The 17,236-nt window shown below is 50.1% G+C and carries 17 protein-coding genes; 2 read left to right on the top strand and 15 right to left on the bottom strand.

Going from position 1 to position 17,236, the window contains the following annotated elements; all coding sequences use genetic code 11:
- Window positions 1–448: 448 nt before the first annotated feature.
- Window positions 449–1,369 carry a glutaminase gene (locus ABYP33_RS00680; protein ID WP_373087114.1) on the top strand — a complete coding sequence of 307 codons (921 nt, stop codon included), beginning with the start codon at window positions 449–451 and terminating at the stop codon, window positions 1,367–1,369.
- Between the two features lie 48 nt (window positions 1,370–1,417).
- On the opposite strand, the gene efp is transcribed toward ABYP33_RS00680, so the two are convergent.
- From efp to ABYP33_RS00720, 8 genes are all read right to left on the bottom strand, one after another.
- Entirely contained in the window at window positions 1,418–1,990 is a 573-nt protein-coding gene (gene efp / locus ABYP33_RS00685) for an elongation factor P (protein WP_373087116.1), read from the bottom strand.
- Window positions 1,991–2,040: 50 nt separating this feature from the next.
- Window positions 2,041–3,171 carry an elongation factor P maturation arginine rhamnosyltransferase EarP gene (earP, locus tag ABYP33_RS00690; RefSeq protein WP_373087118.1) on the bottom strand — a complete coding sequence of 377 codons (1,131 nt, stop codon included), beginning with the start codon at window positions 3,169–3,171 and terminating at the stop codon, window positions 2,041–2,043.
- A gap of 86 nt (window positions 3,172–3,257) precedes the next feature.
- Entirely contained in the window at window positions 3,258–3,884 is a 627-nt protein-coding gene (locus ABYP33_RS00695) for an SCO family protein (RefSeq protein WP_373087120.1), read from the bottom strand.
- 68 nt (window positions 3,885–3,952) lie between these two features.
- Window positions 3,953–4,297 carry a cytochrome C oxidase subunit IV family protein gene (locus ABYP33_RS00700; protein WP_373087123.1) on the bottom strand — a complete coding sequence of 115 codons (345 nt, stop codon included), beginning with the start codon at window positions 4,295–4,297 and terminating at the stop codon, window positions 3,953–3,955.
- Between the two features lie 10 nt (window positions 4,298–4,307).
- On the bottom strand, window positions 4,308–4,985 hold the full coding sequence (locus tag ABYP33_RS00705) for a heme-copper oxidase subunit III family protein (RefSeq protein WP_373087125.1): 678 nt from the start codon (window positions 4,983–4,985) through the stop codon (window positions 4,308–4,310).
- 4 nt (window positions 4,986–4,989) lie between these two features.
- Window positions 4,990–5,670, bottom strand: coding sequence for a heme-copper oxidase subunit III (locus ABYP33_RS00710; RefSeq protein ID WP_373087127.1), 681 nt, complete (start codon window positions 5,668–5,670; stop codon window positions 4,990–4,992).
- Window positions 5,670–7,436: a cbb3-type cytochrome c oxidase subunit I gene (locus tag ABYP33_RS00715; RefSeq protein ID WP_373087129.1), complete on the bottom strand. Its 1,767-nt coding sequence runs from the start codon at window positions 7,434–7,436 to the stop codon at window positions 5,670–5,672. The genes ABYP33_RS00710 and ABYP33_RS00715 overlap by 1 nt, the downstream gene beginning before the upstream one ends.
- The gene (locus ABYP33_RS00720) at window positions 7,433–8,851 is read right to left on the bottom strand and encodes a c-type cytochrome (protein ID WP_373087131.1); all 1,419 of its coding nucleotides are present in this window, start codon (window positions 8,849–8,851) and stop codon (window positions 7,433–7,435) included. Before ABYP33_RS00720 ends, ABYP33_RS00715 begins: the two co-directional genes overlap by 4 nt.
- A 792-nt stretch (window positions 8,852–9,643) precedes the next feature.
- Between ABYP33_RS00720 and ABYP33_RS00725 the strand changes: the two genes are divergently transcribed.
- Entirely contained in the window at window positions 9,644–10,120 is a 477-nt protein-coding gene (locus ABYP33_RS00725) for an Lrp/AsnC family transcriptional regulator (protein WP_373087133.1), read from the top strand.
- 322 nt (window positions 10,121–10,442) lie between these two features.
- Here the strand turns inward: ABYP33_RS00725 and ABYP33_RS00730 are convergent, their stop codons facing one another.
- From ABYP33_RS00730 to ABYP33_RS00760, 7 genes are all read right to left on the bottom strand, one after another.
- Complete coding sequence (locus tag ABYP33_RS00730; RefSeq protein WP_373087135.1) at window positions 10,443–11,198, bottom strand: SDR family NAD(P)-dependent oxidoreductase; 756 nt, start codon at window positions 11,196–11,198, stop codon at window positions 10,443–10,445.
- 49 nt (window positions 11,199–11,247) lie between these two features.
- Window positions 11,248–12,369, bottom strand: coding sequence for a hypothetical protein (locus tag ABYP33_RS00735; protein WP_373087138.1), 1,122 nt, complete (start codon window positions 12,367–12,369; stop codon window positions 11,248–11,250).
- Window positions 12,370–12,509: 140 nt separating this feature from the next.
- Entirely contained in the window at window positions 12,510–13,538 is a 1,029-nt protein-coding gene (gene dmpG, locus ABYP33_RS00740) for a 4-hydroxy-2-oxovalerate aldolase (protein WP_373087141.1), read from the bottom strand.
- A gap of 12 nt (window positions 13,539–13,550) precedes the next feature.
- The gene (locus ABYP33_RS00745) at window positions 13,551–14,465 is read right to left on the bottom strand and encodes an acetaldehyde dehydrogenase (acetylating) (RefSeq protein WP_373087143.1); all 915 of its coding nucleotides are present in this window, start codon (window positions 14,463–14,465) and stop codon (window positions 13,551–13,553) included.
- Between the two features lie 44 nt (window positions 14,466–14,509).
- On the bottom strand, window positions 14,510–15,298 hold the full coding sequence (locus ABYP33_RS00750) for a fumarylacetoacetate hydrolase family protein (protein ID WP_373087146.1): 789 nt from the start codon (window positions 15,296–15,298) through the stop codon (window positions 14,510–14,512).
- Between the two features lies 1 nt (window position 15,299).
- Complete coding sequence (locus tag ABYP33_RS00755) at window positions 15,300–16,133, bottom strand: alpha/beta fold hydrolase (RefSeq protein WP_373087149.1); 834 nt, start codon at window positions 16,131–16,133, stop codon at window positions 15,300–15,302.
- 140 nt (window positions 16,134–16,273) lie between these two features.
- Entirely contained in the window at window positions 16,274–17,137 is an 864-nt protein-coding gene (locus tag ABYP33_RS00760; RefSeq protein WP_373087152.1) for an SDR family NAD(P)-dependent oxidoreductase, read from the bottom strand.
- Window positions 17,138–17,236: the final 99 nt, after the last annotated feature.

Consider the following 17,236-nt stretch of genomic DNA (forward strand, 5'->3'; position numbering starts at 1 on the left):
CCAGGACTGGAGCATACGGCTAGGCGACGAGATTTTTTCGCGGCCCGCATTTTCTAAATAGCGACTAAACATCATATCGAAATATACCTCCGACGAAGTAAGCACCTTACTCACCGAGAAAACTGTATAGTACGCCCACGACAATTCATGAACATATTGGTATTCTGCCGCCTTATCGTCTTGCCAAACATAGTGGATAGTAACTTTTGTGAGTTGAGTCACAGGATTTAAAGTAAAACTAAGTTTGCTCGTTATATAACTGCCACCAAATGCCTAGTTTGCCCCCAAGACGCGTTAATATGCATAGCAATATTCAGCGTAGAAATAGCTGCCGCAAGCTCTGAACAGCGAATATAATACCCCTATCAACTGCTGTGGGTGGCGCGCTCGGCAGGTGTTCACCTCCATCTAAGACTTTCTCTGATTCCGGGAACAAAAATACAAGACCATGCAAGATATTCTCGACAACATCTGCGCTACCATGAAAGATCGCAGCGAACGCGGTCAGGTGGCAAATTATATCCCCCAACTCGCCTGCGTAAATCCAGAGCAATTTGGCATTAGCGTAGCCCTAGCGGACGGGCAGGTATTCAGCGCGGGTGACGCCACCACCTTATTTTCCATCCAGAGTATTTCTAAGCTTTTTACCCTCACTATTGCCTTGGGCAAGCTCGGCGATGCTGTGTGGTCAAGAGTCGGCAGGGAGCCCTCCGGCGATCCCTTTAACTCAATTGTGCAGTTAGAACACGAGAGCGGCAAACCACGTAACCCCTTCATAAATGCTGGTGCGATCGCCATTGTTGACGCCATTATGATGGGACACCAACCCAAAGAAACCCTCGCCGAAATACTGCAATTTGTGCGCTTTATCGCCAATGACAATAGTATTGGCATCGACGAGAAAGTAGCCCAGTCTGAACTTTTGACTGGCGACCGCAATGCGTCGTTGGCGCATTTTATGGCCTCGTTTGGTCGCTTTAAAAACCCCGTTGATTGTGTTTTGGGCACCTACTTCCATCATTGTTCCATCAGCATGAGTTGTCAGCAGCTGGCGCAAGCAGGCTTGTTCTTGGTGTCTGATGGTATTAATTCAAACACTGGCGTCAGAGTTGTCTCTGCCCAGCGGGCGCGGCGCATTAACTCGCTGATGATGATGTGCGGGCATTACGACGGCTCAGGTGAGTTTGCCTATCGCGTCGGTTTGCCCGGTAAAAGTGGCGTCGGCGGCGGTATTCTCGCCATCGCGCCAGGTAAAGCCTCTATTGCGGTGTGGTCACCAGGCCTGGACAGTATCGGCAACAGCAAACTCGGCACTGAAGCACTTGAAATGCTCGTGCAAGCCACTGGCTGGTCGGTTTTCGGCAATTAGCAGGCATAAAAAAACCGGAACTCAGGCCGGTTTTTTTATGCTTTCAGACTAAACAGGCGCTTTAGCGCGACACTTATACTCACCGTTACGAGTATCAATCTCGATCCAGTCGTCAATTTCACAGAAATCGGCCACTTTAACCACCGTGCCATTGCTCAATTGCGCAGATTTCATCACTTTGCCAGAAGTATCGCCACGGGCAGAACCTTCGGTATAAACTATTTGACGAACAATAGTGGTCGGCAAATCAACTGAGATCACTTTACCTTCAAAGAATACCGCCTCACATTCGTCAGTCATGCCATCGACGATATACGGTAAAACGCTTTCAATATCCTCAGCACTCAATTCATATTGGTTGAAGTCTTCGTCCATGAACACATAGACGCCATCGCTAACATAGGAGTAGCTCACGGTAATTCTGTCTAGAATAACCGGCTCAACCTTGTCTTCTGACTTAAATACTGTCTCAGTAGAAGAACCGCTCAACAAGTTTTTGAGCTTCATCTTAACGATGGCGCTATTGCGACCCGACTTAGTAAACTCGGCTTTTTGAACTAACCAGGGCTGGCCCTCGATCAGCATCACGCTATTGGGCTTCATTTCTTGTGCGGTTTTCATACTTGCATCCGAAAAGGGATTAATGGAATGCCATCAATTGCGGCCGCGTATCATAACCAGTTTTGCTGAAATAGCACTAGTGAATCTGCAAGATTTTCTAGTGCCATCTGGCGACCGCACCAACGCTCTGCATGGCCCGCCAGCACTGGCGCTGCGCCAATCAGACTGAAACAGCTCGCGGGGCAGTTTTGACCCTGATTCCACGCTAACCAACAAGCCTTCAAGGCCACCCGCAAGTCAGGGGATAAGCCCTCGCAATAGCGCTGCAAAAAGGCATCCAACTTAATTAAATGAGCACCTTCCTGAGGGTAAATATGCCAAAGAAAGGGCCGCCCAGCCCATTGCGCGCGAACAAAAGAGTCCTCGCCTCGCACAATATTAAAGTCGCAAGCCCATAGTAGTCGGTCGTAATTGTCCTGACTCAGGAAAGGAAGCACCTGAATGCTCAAGGCGCCGTGCCGGTATGGGCGACCTAGGTGAATTCTCGCTACGCCCAAGTAATTTGCCAGATCAGCAAGGATTCGACCTTCGGGAACAAGAAGGTGAGAAGACCTTTCGGCATTAGCCAAGCTCGCCAGCCACGTCGATAAGCCGGCATTCTCATAAGAAAACAGCGAGATTAATTGACTAGCTGTCGACCACTGAACACCAAGATCCTGTAAAAAGCGAGCCTTGTGCTCCTCGCACGATTGAAAGTCCTTACGCCGCTGGATAAGACTCGATTCCCGCAACAGCCCTCCAGTTTTCGAGGTAAATCCTGGAAAGAAGAAATACTTCGCTAAGGAATTCGCCTGCAAAGACGGCAGGCCATGGCAGCCCTCAACCCACGCCTCCGCGCTTAAATATTCTAAATTCAACCACAGTGGCGGCCGTTCGCGCGCCGTCATGGCTGCAATATACTGTGTTGGCAACTCGCAGCCAAACGCCTCAATGACCACATCAGCCGCCTCAACCCCTGAACAATCTTCAGACCAGCAGTGAATCGCAACGCCGCAATGATGTTGAACACAAAGATTGGGGTCAGCCGCAGGGTAAATTCGGCAAAAGGCCACGACATCATCTAGCCATAGCCGCACGTCGAGCCCGTGTTCGACAACCAATTGACGTGCCAAACGCCAGCTCACGCCAATGTCACCGTAATTATCGATAACTCTACAGAACAGATCCCAGCGATTGGGCATAACAACCTGCGACAGTCAAATGAAGCGCTCCGGTAGGCCCCCATCCGCTTATTATGCCTAAGGCAGGGCGACAGGCAATATAATTATCACTGTTTGGCAAACCACTGACGAAGCGCGAGATAATCCTTTAACAAAGCCTCGGCCTCATAGTATTTGCTGCCATCCCGCATTGAAATGGGTGCAAAGGAAGCGCGCAAGCGCGCTCGCTCATCCAACAAATATAAGCGAAAGCCGTGTGCTATTTCGGGGCCAGTTACCTTGGCCGCCACGTTCCCGCTCGCCAGCTCAGCGTCGTCCATGCGGTAACTCTGTAAACCCATGCTCCGCTCAAAAATCGCGGCTTGCGCTAGGTCATCAGCCCTCAAACCGATAAAGCGGCCATCGAACCACGGCACATAATTAGCAAGTTTTTCAATACTATCGTGCTCTGGATCGATGCTGTAAAACTGGACTTGTAAGTCTTGAAATTGTTTTTCCTTATCGAGTAATTTCTGAAAACCCGCGAGGCTCGACAACATCGTTGGACAGATGTCTGGGCACTGAGTGTAGCCATAGCTAATTAATTGCCAGCGCCCCAAAAAATCCGCCTTATGGACAAGCTCACCGCGATGATTGCGCAATTCAAAACTTGGCAGAGCTAGTGGCGCCGCTAGAACCGCACCATTGACGTCAGGAGCTTGCTGAAATTGAATTCCCAAGATGGTATTTGCCATAAAGGCACCGCATATGAGTACCATCGCCAGCAAGCTGGGAATCAAATATCGCGGGAGTGCGCCGCGACTCATGCCCCCCCCGACATAAAGGTGAGCCGACTTAAAAAGGTGTAATCAGCCTCTACCGCCATAAAACCAATAAACACCACTATCGCAATAACTGGCAGGCCCAACGCCAATTTTAAGGTGCTGGGTTCCCAAGCAAAGTGCATGAACACGGTAATGATTAAGCCTGCTTTAAGAAACATAAACACCAGTATTAAGGTCCAGCGCAAATACCCAACCAAATGAAAATAATCGACCGCGTACGACATTGCACTGAGCACAAACAGCAATATCCACACTTTAAAATATAAACCTATAGGGTGTTGCTGCTCCTCGCCATGACTCGCTGTTTCAGGCTGACCACTCATATTGAGCTCCTTACCACAAATAGAAAAAGGCAAAAATAAAGACCCAAACCAGATCGACAAAATGCCAGTACAGGCCGGTTATTTCGACGATTTGAAAACCCCGTTCATCGTAATGGCCTCGCAACACCTTAAAGGCGACTACGGTCAGATAAATTACGCCAATGCTCACGTGCATACCGTGGAAACCGGTAATCATAAAGAACGCGGAGCCAAACTGAGCGGCCCCCATCGGGTTAGACCACGGCCTAACGCCTTCATCTAATATCAGTTTGCTCCATTCGAACGCCTGCATCCCGACAAAACTGGCACCGAGAATCGCGGTGGCGATCATCAATTTAAACGTGGCGGCTTTATTGCGCTGGTATGCGCAGTTAACCGCCATTGCCATGGTGCCGCTACTGGTAATCAGAATAAACGTCATAATCGCAATGAGCAGCAAAGGGATGTCCGCGCCACCAACGTGTAGGGCAAACACCTCACTCGTCAGGGGCCAACTGTCCGTCGCAGACATTCGTACGTTCATATAGCCAATAAGGAAAATGCTAAAGATAAAGGTATCACTGAGCAGGAATATCCACATCATCAGTTTTCCCCAGGAAAGCTTAAACACTTCCCTGTCGGCACCCCAGTCATTGACTAGATTCTGCCAATAACTACTCTTTGCATTCACTGCGGGAATACTCGCCATGATCTCATCCCAGGCCGCAGGCTGCGGCAATAAGTGCATAGGTTTCAGGAGTGCGGGTCAGCATGAAAAACAATACAAACCATAAGACCAACAAGTAATGCCAATACACCGCGCAGGCCTCTATCGCCGCGTGGCGATTCCGTAAATCGCCCTCCTGTCGCAAGCTATTCACCACCCGTCCCAGTGCCACCAAGCCACCAACAAGGTGTAAAACGTGTAAGCCAGTTAAGATATAAAAATAGCTATTCGCCGGATTGCCTGCAACGCTGTAGCCCATGCCGGCCAAAAACTGCCATACCGATATTTGTAAAATAATAAAAAGTATTGCCAGTACAGCACCTGTCGCTAGCAACCCCAGCAGGCGAAAATGATGACTGCGGCGCAGTGCATACACGGCTCCTTGCATTGCAACACTGGCCAACACCAATACACCTGAGTTAATCCACAGCCGCATAGAATTGGTAAAGGGTTGCCAGGGCTCGCCAGCTAGGGCTAAAAAATCGTCGTATTGAGATCGACTGATAAAAGTAACGAAAAACAGCAGGAAAAATACGCTAATAATCCCTAGCATAAACCGCAGTGATATTTTAACCGCGGGGGTATAAGCAGCGCGTCCCCACTCAGCGCTCGTACCTTGGGCCTCAGGGATCCATGGCCTTTCTGACAGAATTTCAAACCAGCCCATTATTCACCCTCCCCAACCCGGCGACCGCCGGCTTCATACTCCACATTTTCTTCGGCGACATGCTGGGGGATGAAATCTTGCTTGGCGCCCGGCACGCTGTAATCGTAGGCCCAGCGATGCACGGTCGGTAACGCGTCGCCCCAGTTTCCGTGCGCTGGCGGCACATCGGGAGTATGCCACTCAAGAGACGCAACACCCCAAGGGTTGCGCGCCGAGCGCGGGCCTGAGCGCAGAGTCCAGATTACATTCACGACAAACACCAGCTGAAATAGGGCAACGATAATCGCCGCAATGGTGATATCTTCATTTAATACATGCGCTGACTCGGGGATGAATGAGGTATCACCCAGCGCGTAGTAACGCCGCGGCACACCGAGAAACCCCAGGTAATGCATCGGTAAATAAATCGCATAAGTACCCAGAAACGTGCCCCAAAAATGCACTTTGCCAAGACCGGTGTGCAATTGCTTGCCGCTAACAAGCGGAAACCAATGGTAGAGCGCAGCAAACAGGACCATTATCGGCGACACCCCCATCACCATATGGAAATGGGCAACAACAAAGAAAGTGTCAGATAAAGGCAAATCCACCACCACGTTACCCAAAAACAATCCGCTTAAGCCGCCATGAGTAAATGTGAAAATAAAACCGATGGCAAACAGCATCGGTACGGTAAGGTGAATATTACCCCGCCATAAGGTAAGTACCCAGTTATACACTTTGATCGCCGTAGGCACGGCGATAATTAAGGTGGTAGTAGCAAAGAAAAAGCCGAAATACGGATTCATGCCACTAACATACATATGGTGGGCCCAAACAATAAAACTAAGCCCGCCGATAATAACAATTGCCCACACCATCATGCGGTAGCCAAAGATATTCTTGCGAGCATGGACACTCAAGACGTCGCTGACCATACCAAAGGCTGGCAGCGCCACGATGTAAACTTCAGGATGACCAAAGAACCAAAACAAATGTTGGAACAGAATTGGACTGCCGCCCTCGTGATTTAAGGGCTCACCCAAGGACACTATCGCGGGCATAAAAAAGCTAGTGCCTATTAGGGCGTCAAACAACATCATGATGGCGCTAACTAATAACGCCGGAAACGCCAGCAAACCGAGGATGGTCGCAGTGAGTATCCCCCAAATAGTCAAGGGCATACGCATTAAGGTCATGCCGCGTGTACGGGCTTGAAAAATAGTGGTGACGTAATTCAGCCCCCCCATGGTAAAGGCAATAATAAAGATCGTCAGCGACAATAGCATGAGCACAATACCGCTGCCCGCTCCCGGAGTACCAGCTAATATCGACTGCGGCGGATACAAAGTCCAACCCGCGCCTGTCGGCCCCCCAGTCACAAAAAAGCTACTCAGTAAGACAATAACCGACACGAGATAAAACCAGTAACTGAGCATATTCAAATACGGGAATACCATGTCTCTGGTACCCACCATCAGCGGAATTAAGTAATTGCCAAAGCCACCTAACAACAGCGCGGTAAGCAGATAAATCACCATTATCATGCCGTGCATGGTCACAAACTGCAGATAGGCATCCGGACTAATAAAATTAAATTGACCGGGAAAACCCAATTGCAGGCGCATGAGCACCGACAATAACAAGGCTATTAAACCCACAAATATTGCCGTTACCGAATATTGAATGGCAATGACTTTGTGGTCTTGACTCCAAATATATTTACCAATAAAGGTTTTAGGATGGTGTAAATGAGCGGTTTGATCAGCGATGGCAATATGTGTCATGGTTGTTGCACCCCCTCTGCAATTGTTGCCCGTGCAAACTGTTCTTGATGGCTACCCGACACCGGCAGAGTCGCGATATACGCCAGTAAATCTTGCAGACGTTCAGGGCTTTGAATCGTGCTGGTCATTAAGCGCATTTGTGAACCGTACTGATCTTTGGGGTGTTTGCCCCGCCAGCCGGTGCTGAAATATTTTAGCTGCGTATATAAATACCAGTCGGCCTGCCCTGCCAGTTGCGGCGCCTGCAATGCCGCAGTGCCCTGGCCATTAGCGCCATGACAAACGACGCAAGGCTGGTAAACCTGAGCGCCGCGTGCCGGGTCACCGCCCAAGGTAGCGGGCGCAGCCACCACTGGCAGGCTTTCAATATAGGCAAGCAGATTATGTAGATCCTCGGCCTTAGTCACCGACTTCGCCATGGAGGCCATTTGTTGGCCGCTGCTGTCCGCCGGATGGGCCCCGCGCACGCCCTCGCGGTAATAGCGTAGTTGGCGGTCCATATACCACGCCGCCAAGCCACTTAAATTAGGTGCCTCCATTGCGGCCAAACCACCGCCGTTCACGCCGTGACAGGCGGCACACGTAGAATACAGTTGCTTACCCGCCACCAGGTCTGGCGCTGGGCGACGCTGAGTTTGGGCAAAGGTCGGCTGGCGGTTCAACCACTGTAAATAGGCGTCTTCTTCCTCAATAATCACTTGAGCGCGCATGGTAAAATGGGCGACACCGCAGAGCTCTTCGCAAAGAATATCAAAGGTGCCAACCCGGCTAGGTTTAAACCATTGATAGGTCACGGTGCCTGGCACCAAATCCATTTTTACTCGAAATTGTGGTACCGCAAAATTGTGTAACACATCATTTGAGCGCAAAAGCATCTTCACAGCTTTGCCCACTGGCAGATGTAATTGATGGCTGTTTACAATGAGGTCGTCTTGACCTTTGGGGTCTTCAGGATCAATACCGTATGGGTTTGTCGCAGTAACAAAACGTGCATCGGCGCCGCCAAGCTCACCGTCCGCGCCCGGAAACCGGAAGGTCCACTGCCACTGTTGACCAATCGCCTCAACATTCGTCGCCTCGCTCGGCACCTTCACCACCTTAGCCCAGGCAATTAAGCCAGGGGTAAGCATGGCGATAACACCGACGGCGGTGAGACCAGTAAGCCATAATTCAAGCTTTTTACTTTCCGGCTCATAATGCGCTTGATGTTTACCGGTATGTTTATAACGCCACACTACCCAGGCCAAAAAGCAGTTAACAGCAATGAAAACTAGGCCGGTAATCCAGAAGGAGATTTCAATAGTGGTGTCAATAGCACCCCAATTAGACGCGATGGGCGTCAGCCACCAAGGGCTGTAGAGATGGAACAGAACTGTGATAATCACCAGTCCTAATATAATTAGTGCTATTACCATGACGCATCCCTTATCGAGTTCATCAGGTATCAGTAAAACTTGGCATTGCGCCAGACTGCGTTTACCGCATCCCATTTCACCAAAGCAACAGTCTTTACGATGACTGCTTATTCTTTTTGCGAATCCGCTGCTTCGATAAAACGACAGGTTTACATACCGAAAACTACCGAGATTAGCGCTATAGACTAGCCCCCAGCCCTGCCCTACAGCTAATTGTTCAGCAACGATTACGCTCTGTAAGCATAGCGGCTTATAGTGCACTTACCACTTAAATGCCGTCACATTATTTTTAGCTATTTACTGGCCTCTTAGCAATCATCACACTGCCTCTGTGCAAGCGAAGTTGACACCTAAACTAAAGCAATTTTTGACACTTTAAAATTATCAACAAACAAATAATTTCATTAAATCGAACGACCGACAACTAATTGCGCGCCCAAAATACAACAAAAAATCATTAATTTTTATTTAAAAACAATTAGTTACCGTATTTTTTCCAACTTAAAATTATTAAAAAACCCCCAATAAAAATCATATTAAATTACTAAAAATTCCATTCTAAGCTTAAAACGGTATAAGTATCACTACCCTCTTAATTATTTCGCAAACGAAAAGAGGGTTAAGCCTCCGCCACAATTACTCCGCCCGCGCCCACAAACAAGCATTAGCAGTCACTTTTGCATGCCCTGCGTCCTATTTAAGGATTAAATAACGCGACTCGCGATTCCATTAAGCCAATAATTTTGCATAAAATAGCCCCATAAAAAGAAATTAGAATCAAAAGGAATCCCGATGAGTACCGATTTAAGCCGCCAAGACGTGAATATTCTTAGTATTTTGCAATCTAATGCCAGCAAAACCTCCAGTGAGGTTGCAGATATTGTCGGCATGTCGCAGTCGCCCTGCTGGCGGCGTATTAACCGAATTGAACAAGGCGGCCTCATTCTCAAGAAAGTCGCTGTGCTCAATCGGCAAACACTTGGTATGGATTTGGTGGTATTTGCCACGGTTAATCTAACTACCTCAGGACGCCAAAACCTCGTCGAATTTGAATCGTCAGTTCACAATTTTGACGAGGTCGTCGAGTGCTACACCATGACTGGAATCTGGGACTATATGTTGAAAATAATTGTAAAGGACATCCGCAATTACGAAAGTTTTGTTCGTGACCGCCTATTGGCCCTGCCAATGATTCGCGAACTGCACTCTCATATCGCCGTGACCGAAATAAAAAACACCACAGAATTACCGTTAAAAACTCAACTTTAGCTACGCTGTTAATTTACACGCTATTCAAATCGATGACAGTAATGCAGGATTTTGGCAACGGGAGTATTCATTTGCGCCGCGCCTTCCCTACCTCAGCGACCGGCGCTATTTCGCAAGATTTAGCGACCTCACTCCAATAAAGATCTAGCGAGGTAGATACCGTCAAACCCGGTCGTTGCCGAAGCACCGCGAGGCTATCGCTTGATTGAAATTTTATATTCCGTCAGCGCAGATCGACTCAATGAATATCGGTGCAGCGATGTAAACAATCTCGCAATTGGCGTGGGATACAACATAAGGTGGTGACCTCGCGGGCCGAGACTTAACGTAAAAAGGCTTGGCCACCGTCAATAGGCACGGTATGGCCGGTGATGTAACTCGCATCGGGACCACACAAAAACACCACCACGCGACCAACGTCCTCCTCACAATCACCCACGCGGCCAAGGGGAACCGTGCTAAGAAACTCTTCGACGTCATCACCACCGCCTTCAACCCAGCGGTTCATCGCGGGCGACATGGCAAGTGGCATAATACAGTTAACTCTGACATTGTTTTCGCCCCATTCACAGGCCGCCGCCCGACTCAATGCTCGAATGGCCTCTTTTGCTGCCGCATAGGCGCCAAATCCAGCGGAGTCGGAACGCATCGCCGCGGAGCTGGCGAGATTAACAATACTGCCATCACCGCGTAAAAAGGGGTAACAGGCTTTCATAAAGCGAAAGGTGGCAAGCGGGCCAGAATCCATGCCCTCTTGGTATTCGTCATCATTTATCGCGAGGAGACGCCCAAGGGGAACAATTTGAGCGTTGTTGACCAGAATATCGATACTGCCAAATTCATCGACAACTTCCATTATGGCGGCGTCGATATCCTCGGCCTCGGTGACGTCGCAAACAAAGGCTTGGGCTTCACCGCCACGGTGGTGAATTTCAGCGCAGGTGGCTTCCAAAGTGGCTAATGTTCGTCCCAACACCGCAACCACTGCACCCTCGGCGGCGAGCGCAAGTGCAATACCCGCGCCGACCCCCTGACCACCACCGGTGACTACCGCAACTTTATTCTCCAAAATAGCCATATCGCCCATCCTCACTTGCCATGAATAAGCAAACCACCTCTTTCGTTAACTAATCGGCCAGTTGTGCCACACTTTTAAGAATTAAGCGCACTAATAAAGTTTGGCGACTGACGCCGGTTTTCGAAAAAATCGATCGCAAGTGTGTGCGAGCCGTATTGCGACTCATACCCAGCGCCGCGGAGGCCTCATCAAGGGAGAGGCCATCAGCTAATAACAGCGATAACTGCGCTTCGGTAGGGGTGAATCCAAAGAGCTGAATGATTACCGCCACCGGCGCTTCGGCGCCGTATTCCGGGTCGCTGATAAATATCGCCACGGTGGGCACTGACTTCCCCTCCGACCACTCGGTCATCGGTACCGGCCGCGCAATCACGCCAAGGTCAGAAAAATCGCCGTCTCGACAAACTCGCATCGCTTCCACCACCGTGGGCTCATCCCCGACCTTATAACTGAGAATACGGTCTATGAGACGCTGCAGCTTTTTGGTTGTCGCTTGGTCTCCTAAGATTAAACGCCCATCTTCAACCCGTACATCGGGTTCGCGAATAATCAAGTGCCCGGCCATACGGTTGCAACTAAGTACCCGACCATTCTCATCTAGAATAATAGTCGCCAGCGACAAACTTTCCACTGCGCCGGCATAAAGCGCCCGTTCTGACTCAATTTTATTTAAGCGTACATGCAGGCGCAGTGCCCGCTCTAAATGAGGTAAGAGGGTATAAATTAAATCGCGATCGGCCTTGTTAAAGCTTGGCGACTGCTCGCCCCGCGCGACCCGTAAGCCCGCGTCCATTTCGCCAGGCACATGGATATCAACACCGAGGGAATCGTAAAGTCCTGCCGGCTTCATACACAGATTATAAAGCTCGCTCTCTAGCCAATTCTCACCGGGCACGAGTTCCATTAAACTTTTCACTTCGCCGGGCCGCAATGACTGAAAAGGATCCATAGCGAAAAGTCGCTCTTGATAGCGAGCAATGCCTTCCAAATTTCCTCCCACCACCCTCAGCACCCCCAAGCCCTTCTCCGAAGGAGGGTTCAGTACCAAAGTCACAGATACAGCGCCCATCAGCTTACACAACACGGACAGAAAATCCTGCCAAGGCTCCTCCTCGAGCGGCCCCTGATAGATTGTGGCAATAATTTCATCAAATGCGGGATCAATAAGCATAACGGAATGAACGACCCTTCTTATATGTTTGGGTCGCTAGTATAACCGAGAACAATCAACAGGAAAGAGCTTGCACACCGGCTCCTCGACACCTCACTGCTTGTCGAGGAACATACGCTGTACGGCGGGCTATTAGGGGCTTAAATTAAGCCGCGCGCTTTCGCCATATCCAGCGCCAAATCCTCAATCATATCCTCTTGTCCGCCAACCGTACGTCGCTTGCCAAGCTCAACCAAAATATCACGGGATGATACCCCGTATTTTCCAGCAGCGCGTTTGGCAAACAACAAGAACGAGGAGTAAACACCGGCATAACCTAAGGTCAGCGAATCTCGGTCAATTCTTATTGGGCTGTCCATGATGGGGGTAACCAAATCCTCGGCAACATCCATGATTTTATAGAGATCAATACCATGATTAACGCCCATACGGTCCATTACAGCCACCAAGACCTCCAGCGGCGTATTCCCCGCTCCGGCCCCTAAACCCGCCGCCGAACCATCAATGCGGTTCGCCCCAGCCTCGACCGCCACCAGCGAATTCATTACTCCTAGACTGAGATTGTGGTGGGCGTGAAATCCAATTTCAGTCTCAGGCTTCAGCTCCCCACGCAAGAGCGCAATGCGCTCCTTAACTTGATCTGGCAGTAAATAACCTGCAGAGTCCGTGCAGTAAATACAATTAGCACCAAATGACTCCATGAGCTTTGCCTGCTCAACAATTTGCTCGGCCTCGATCATATGGGTCATCATTAAGAAACCGACGGTATCGAGGCCCATCTGCGCCGCCATGCCAATATGCTGCTCTGAAACATCCGCTTCGGTACAGTGGGTGGCCACCCGAATGGTTGCTACGCCCAAATCGGCGGCCATTTTCAGGTGATCAACCGTACCAATGCCCGGCAGTAATAACGCCGAAATTTTCGCACTTTTTACAACGCCTATCACGGCCTTAAGGTATTCTTCGTCGCTGTGAGCAGGGAACCCATAATTCACTGAGGCGCCACCCAAGCCGTCGCCGTGGGTCACTTCGATTAGCGGCATACCCGCCTCGTCTAAGCCCCGAGCAATGCTCTTCATTTCATTCAAGGAGATTTGGTGCTGTTTGGCATGCATGCCATCGCGCAGGCACATATCGTGTAAAACGACTTTTTTACCGCGTAAATCCATTACTGTACCCCCTTAAGCGGCCGTCGGCTTTAATGTTAAACGGCCAGCCAATATTTCTTCGGCAAACATTTCAGCGGTACGCAAGCCCGCTGCAGTCATAATGTCGAGATTACCCGCGTATTTAGGTAAAAAGTCGCCTAGCCCCGCTACTTCCATAAAAATAGATACCCGATTGCCATCGAACACTGGGCCATTTTTGAGGCGGTAACCGGGCACGTATTTTTGCACTTCAGCAACCATGGCGTGCACTGAGGCCGTTATCGCCGCCTGATCGGGGGTATCAACCGTTAGGCAATGGATAGTGTCACGCATCATTAATGGTGGCTCAGCAGGGTTGATGACAATAATCGCCTTACCTTTGGTCGCGCCACCCACTTGCTCAACCGCACCTGCGGTTGTGCGGGTAAATTCATCAATATTTTTGCGCGTGCCTGGCCCAACTGAGCGCGAACTCACCGTGGCCACAATCTCGCCATAGCTCACTTTTTGCACCCGCGACACGGCCGCTACCATTGGTATGGTCGCCTGGCCCCCGCACGTCACCATATTGACATTCATGCAGCTCTCGGCAAGTGCCTCATTTAAATTAACCGACGGCACGCAGTAGGGACCAATGGCCGCCGGCGTTAAATCGATCATAAGAGCGCCCTGTTCATTTACCTTGCGAGAATTCTCCGCGTGAACGTAGGCTGACGTTGCGTCAAAGCAAATCTGCACACCATCTGCACGCATCGTGGGCACCATACCGTCAACACCCGCAGAAGTGACCTTTAAGCCCATGTCAGCGGCCCGCGTTAAACCCGGTGAATCTGGATCAACACCCACCATCCACACCGGTTCGATAAATTCCGAACGAAGTGCTTTCATTAATAAATCAGTGCCAATATTGCCCGGACCGATTAGTGCTACCTTAATTTTTTCAGCCATTATCGTTAACTCTCATAGTAAATTCAGGTGCCGTTGATATGTAATTACACAAACTGCACAGCGGCGCGACCAATTCCGTGTAATTCCATGGTCATTTTGTCGCCAGCTTGAACGGGCTCGAGTGGCACGAGTGAACCCGACAAAATAAGCTCGCCCGCTTTAAAGGGAATCCCGAAGCGGCCCAAGGTATTCGCCAGCCAGGCCACTGCCGTGAGTGGGTTGCCCTGCACTGCACTACCCAGACCTTCACTGAGCAACTCGCCATTTTTCCACACGGTAATTTTTAAATTGGGTAAATCCAAACCCTTCGGGTCTGCGCTGCTATCGCCAAGCACATAAACACCGCAAGAAGCATTGTCAGCAACCGTGTCTTGGATTTGAATTTTCCAATCGCTAATACGCGAATCGACAATTTCAAAACACGGCATAATCCATTCGGTAGCGGCCAAAACATCGGCCTCGGTGACACCGGGGCCTTTTAGGTCAGCTTTGAGCTTAAAACCAATTTCGGCTTCTGCGCGAGGCTGAATCATATTACCGGCAACCGGCACATCGGCGCCGTTGGCGTACGCCATCGCATCGGTTAAAAAGCCAAAATCAGGTTGATGAACACCGAGCATGTCCTGTACTACTTTGCTGGTCACCCCGATTTTTTTACCAACCACCACTTCGCCGTCATCTTCTAGACGACGCTTTAGCATCTGCAGAGAAATATAATAGGCATCATCAAGTGTAATACCTGGCGCTTGCTCAGTGAGTGGTGAGATAGGCTGAAAGCTGCGCATTGCGGTATACAAGGCATTACCCAGCGTTTCAATTTCTTGTTTGTGCATATTAATTATTTCTCAAAAAATCGGCGGTATTGCGATTAAACATGTCCCAGTGTTCCACCATGACCCAGTGGCCACACTCAGAAACTAGGGTTAAACGAATATGGCGACAATTTTTGGCGAGGGTTTGTATGCCGGTTTCCGGCATCATTTGTTCATTCACGCCCCAAAATGCCAAAACTGGACATTCGATTTCTTGGAGGCGAGACGCCATATTGGGCACCACCATCGAGGTGATAACTTGGCTATTTTGTTGTTGAAATATGCCCCAGCGCTCATTAATAAGCTGTTGGTCAACGACGCTATCGTCGTACACCAAGCCCCGGCGAATAAAGTCCTCTATGCGCTCTGGCGCCATCGGGCCAGAGGTGAAAACCTCCTTCATCACCTGCATACCGGGCATATGAAAATAATCCGCCTGTTCCTCAATACCACCCGGCGCCATCAACACCAATTTATCCACACCGGCAGGGTTGTCTAAGGTGTATTTAATGGCAATGGCACCGCCTAAAGAGTTGCCAATGAGAACACAGCGTTCAACATCAAGCTGGGCGAGTAATTGCTGAATGCATTCAACAAAAAAATCCAAGTGGTATTGCACGTCGTCGGGCTTATCGGAATAACCATAGCCAATAAGATCCGGCACGATGACGCGAAAGCCTTGGTCAACAATATAGGGGTAGTTGTACTTGAAATTACTGTGCCCACTTGCGCCGCTGCCGCTGCCGTGCAGAAATACCACAATAGGCCCAGCGCCTTGATCCAAATAGTGAATACGCTGGCCATTCGCTAGCGTGGCATACTGACCCTCTGGTAAACCCGCGATCTGTAATGCCATTTTGATGTTCTCCCCCGCTTATAGGAGACCATGCCAAACCACGCTGGGCCAACACCGTCTCACCGCTATTTTAGAGCAAGGATTTTACCGAATTGCCCCGTGCTCCCTAATACCCCATATGGACGACAGTTAGCCGCACGCTATTGAATAACAACGTCGCCAAACTCGGTGACTCCGCCAAAAATGGCGCGTGGCGACGGCGGCTGCCGACCATCAATATCGACGACGCCGTAGCGCTCGCCAAGCTCTGCGGCCATACACACCTTGCCGCTGTATTGCATACGCTGAGGATCTTGAGAGAGCGCAGCGATAACCCGACCGCTGTATTCTGGCGATTCGGCTATCGCCAGCATGTGGCCATATAATTCAGGCTGGGCATCAATAGCGGCCATTGTTCTCTCTGTTTTTAAAATTCCCATCCACAAGGCAACTACCGCCACATCGTAGGCTTTAAAATCCACCGCCATATCGTGGGCCATTTTGTCGACGGCGGCCTTGCCCGCGCCATAGGCAGGGCCATGCATATAACTGCGGCCACCGGGTGACGAGGTATTAATGATCAGCCCCCTTGTGCTTTTCAAGAGCAGTGGCGCCGCAAAATAGCTCGCCACATAAGTCGAACGCAGGCCAACATCTAAAAGCGCCTGTAATGCTAAAGGCTTCTCCCAAAAAGGCCCGGCGATGGTTAAACCGTCGGGAACACACAGTACGTTGTTAACTAAGAGATCGAGGCGACCCTGTTCGGCAGCTATTTGTGCAAAAAGTGATTCGACCTGACTGTCGTCTGCATGGTCGCACACCACCGGAATTCCTCGGCCACCGCGGCGGCTAACCTCCTCGGCAGTCGCAAATACCGTGCCCGGCAGTGACGCCTCGCCTTCCTTAGCACTGCGCCCAGTAACATATACCGTGGCGCCAACATCACCCAAAGCGAGCGCGATGCCCTTCCCTGCACCACGACTGGCCCCAGTGACCAACGCTATTAAGGTATTTTGAGCCGACATGAGCTTCTCACTAATTATTGTCTTGGAAAACGCCAGACGAACGCGACGACGTGTATAGGCCCACACTAGCGCGGGCCTAAACACATTGGAGTGACCGAA

Source organism: Zhongshania sp. (assembly GCF_041584495.1).
In the GTDB taxonomy this organism is placed as follows: domain Bacteria; phylum Pseudomonadota; class Gammaproteobacteria; order Pseudomonadales; family Spongiibacteraceae; genus Spongiibacter.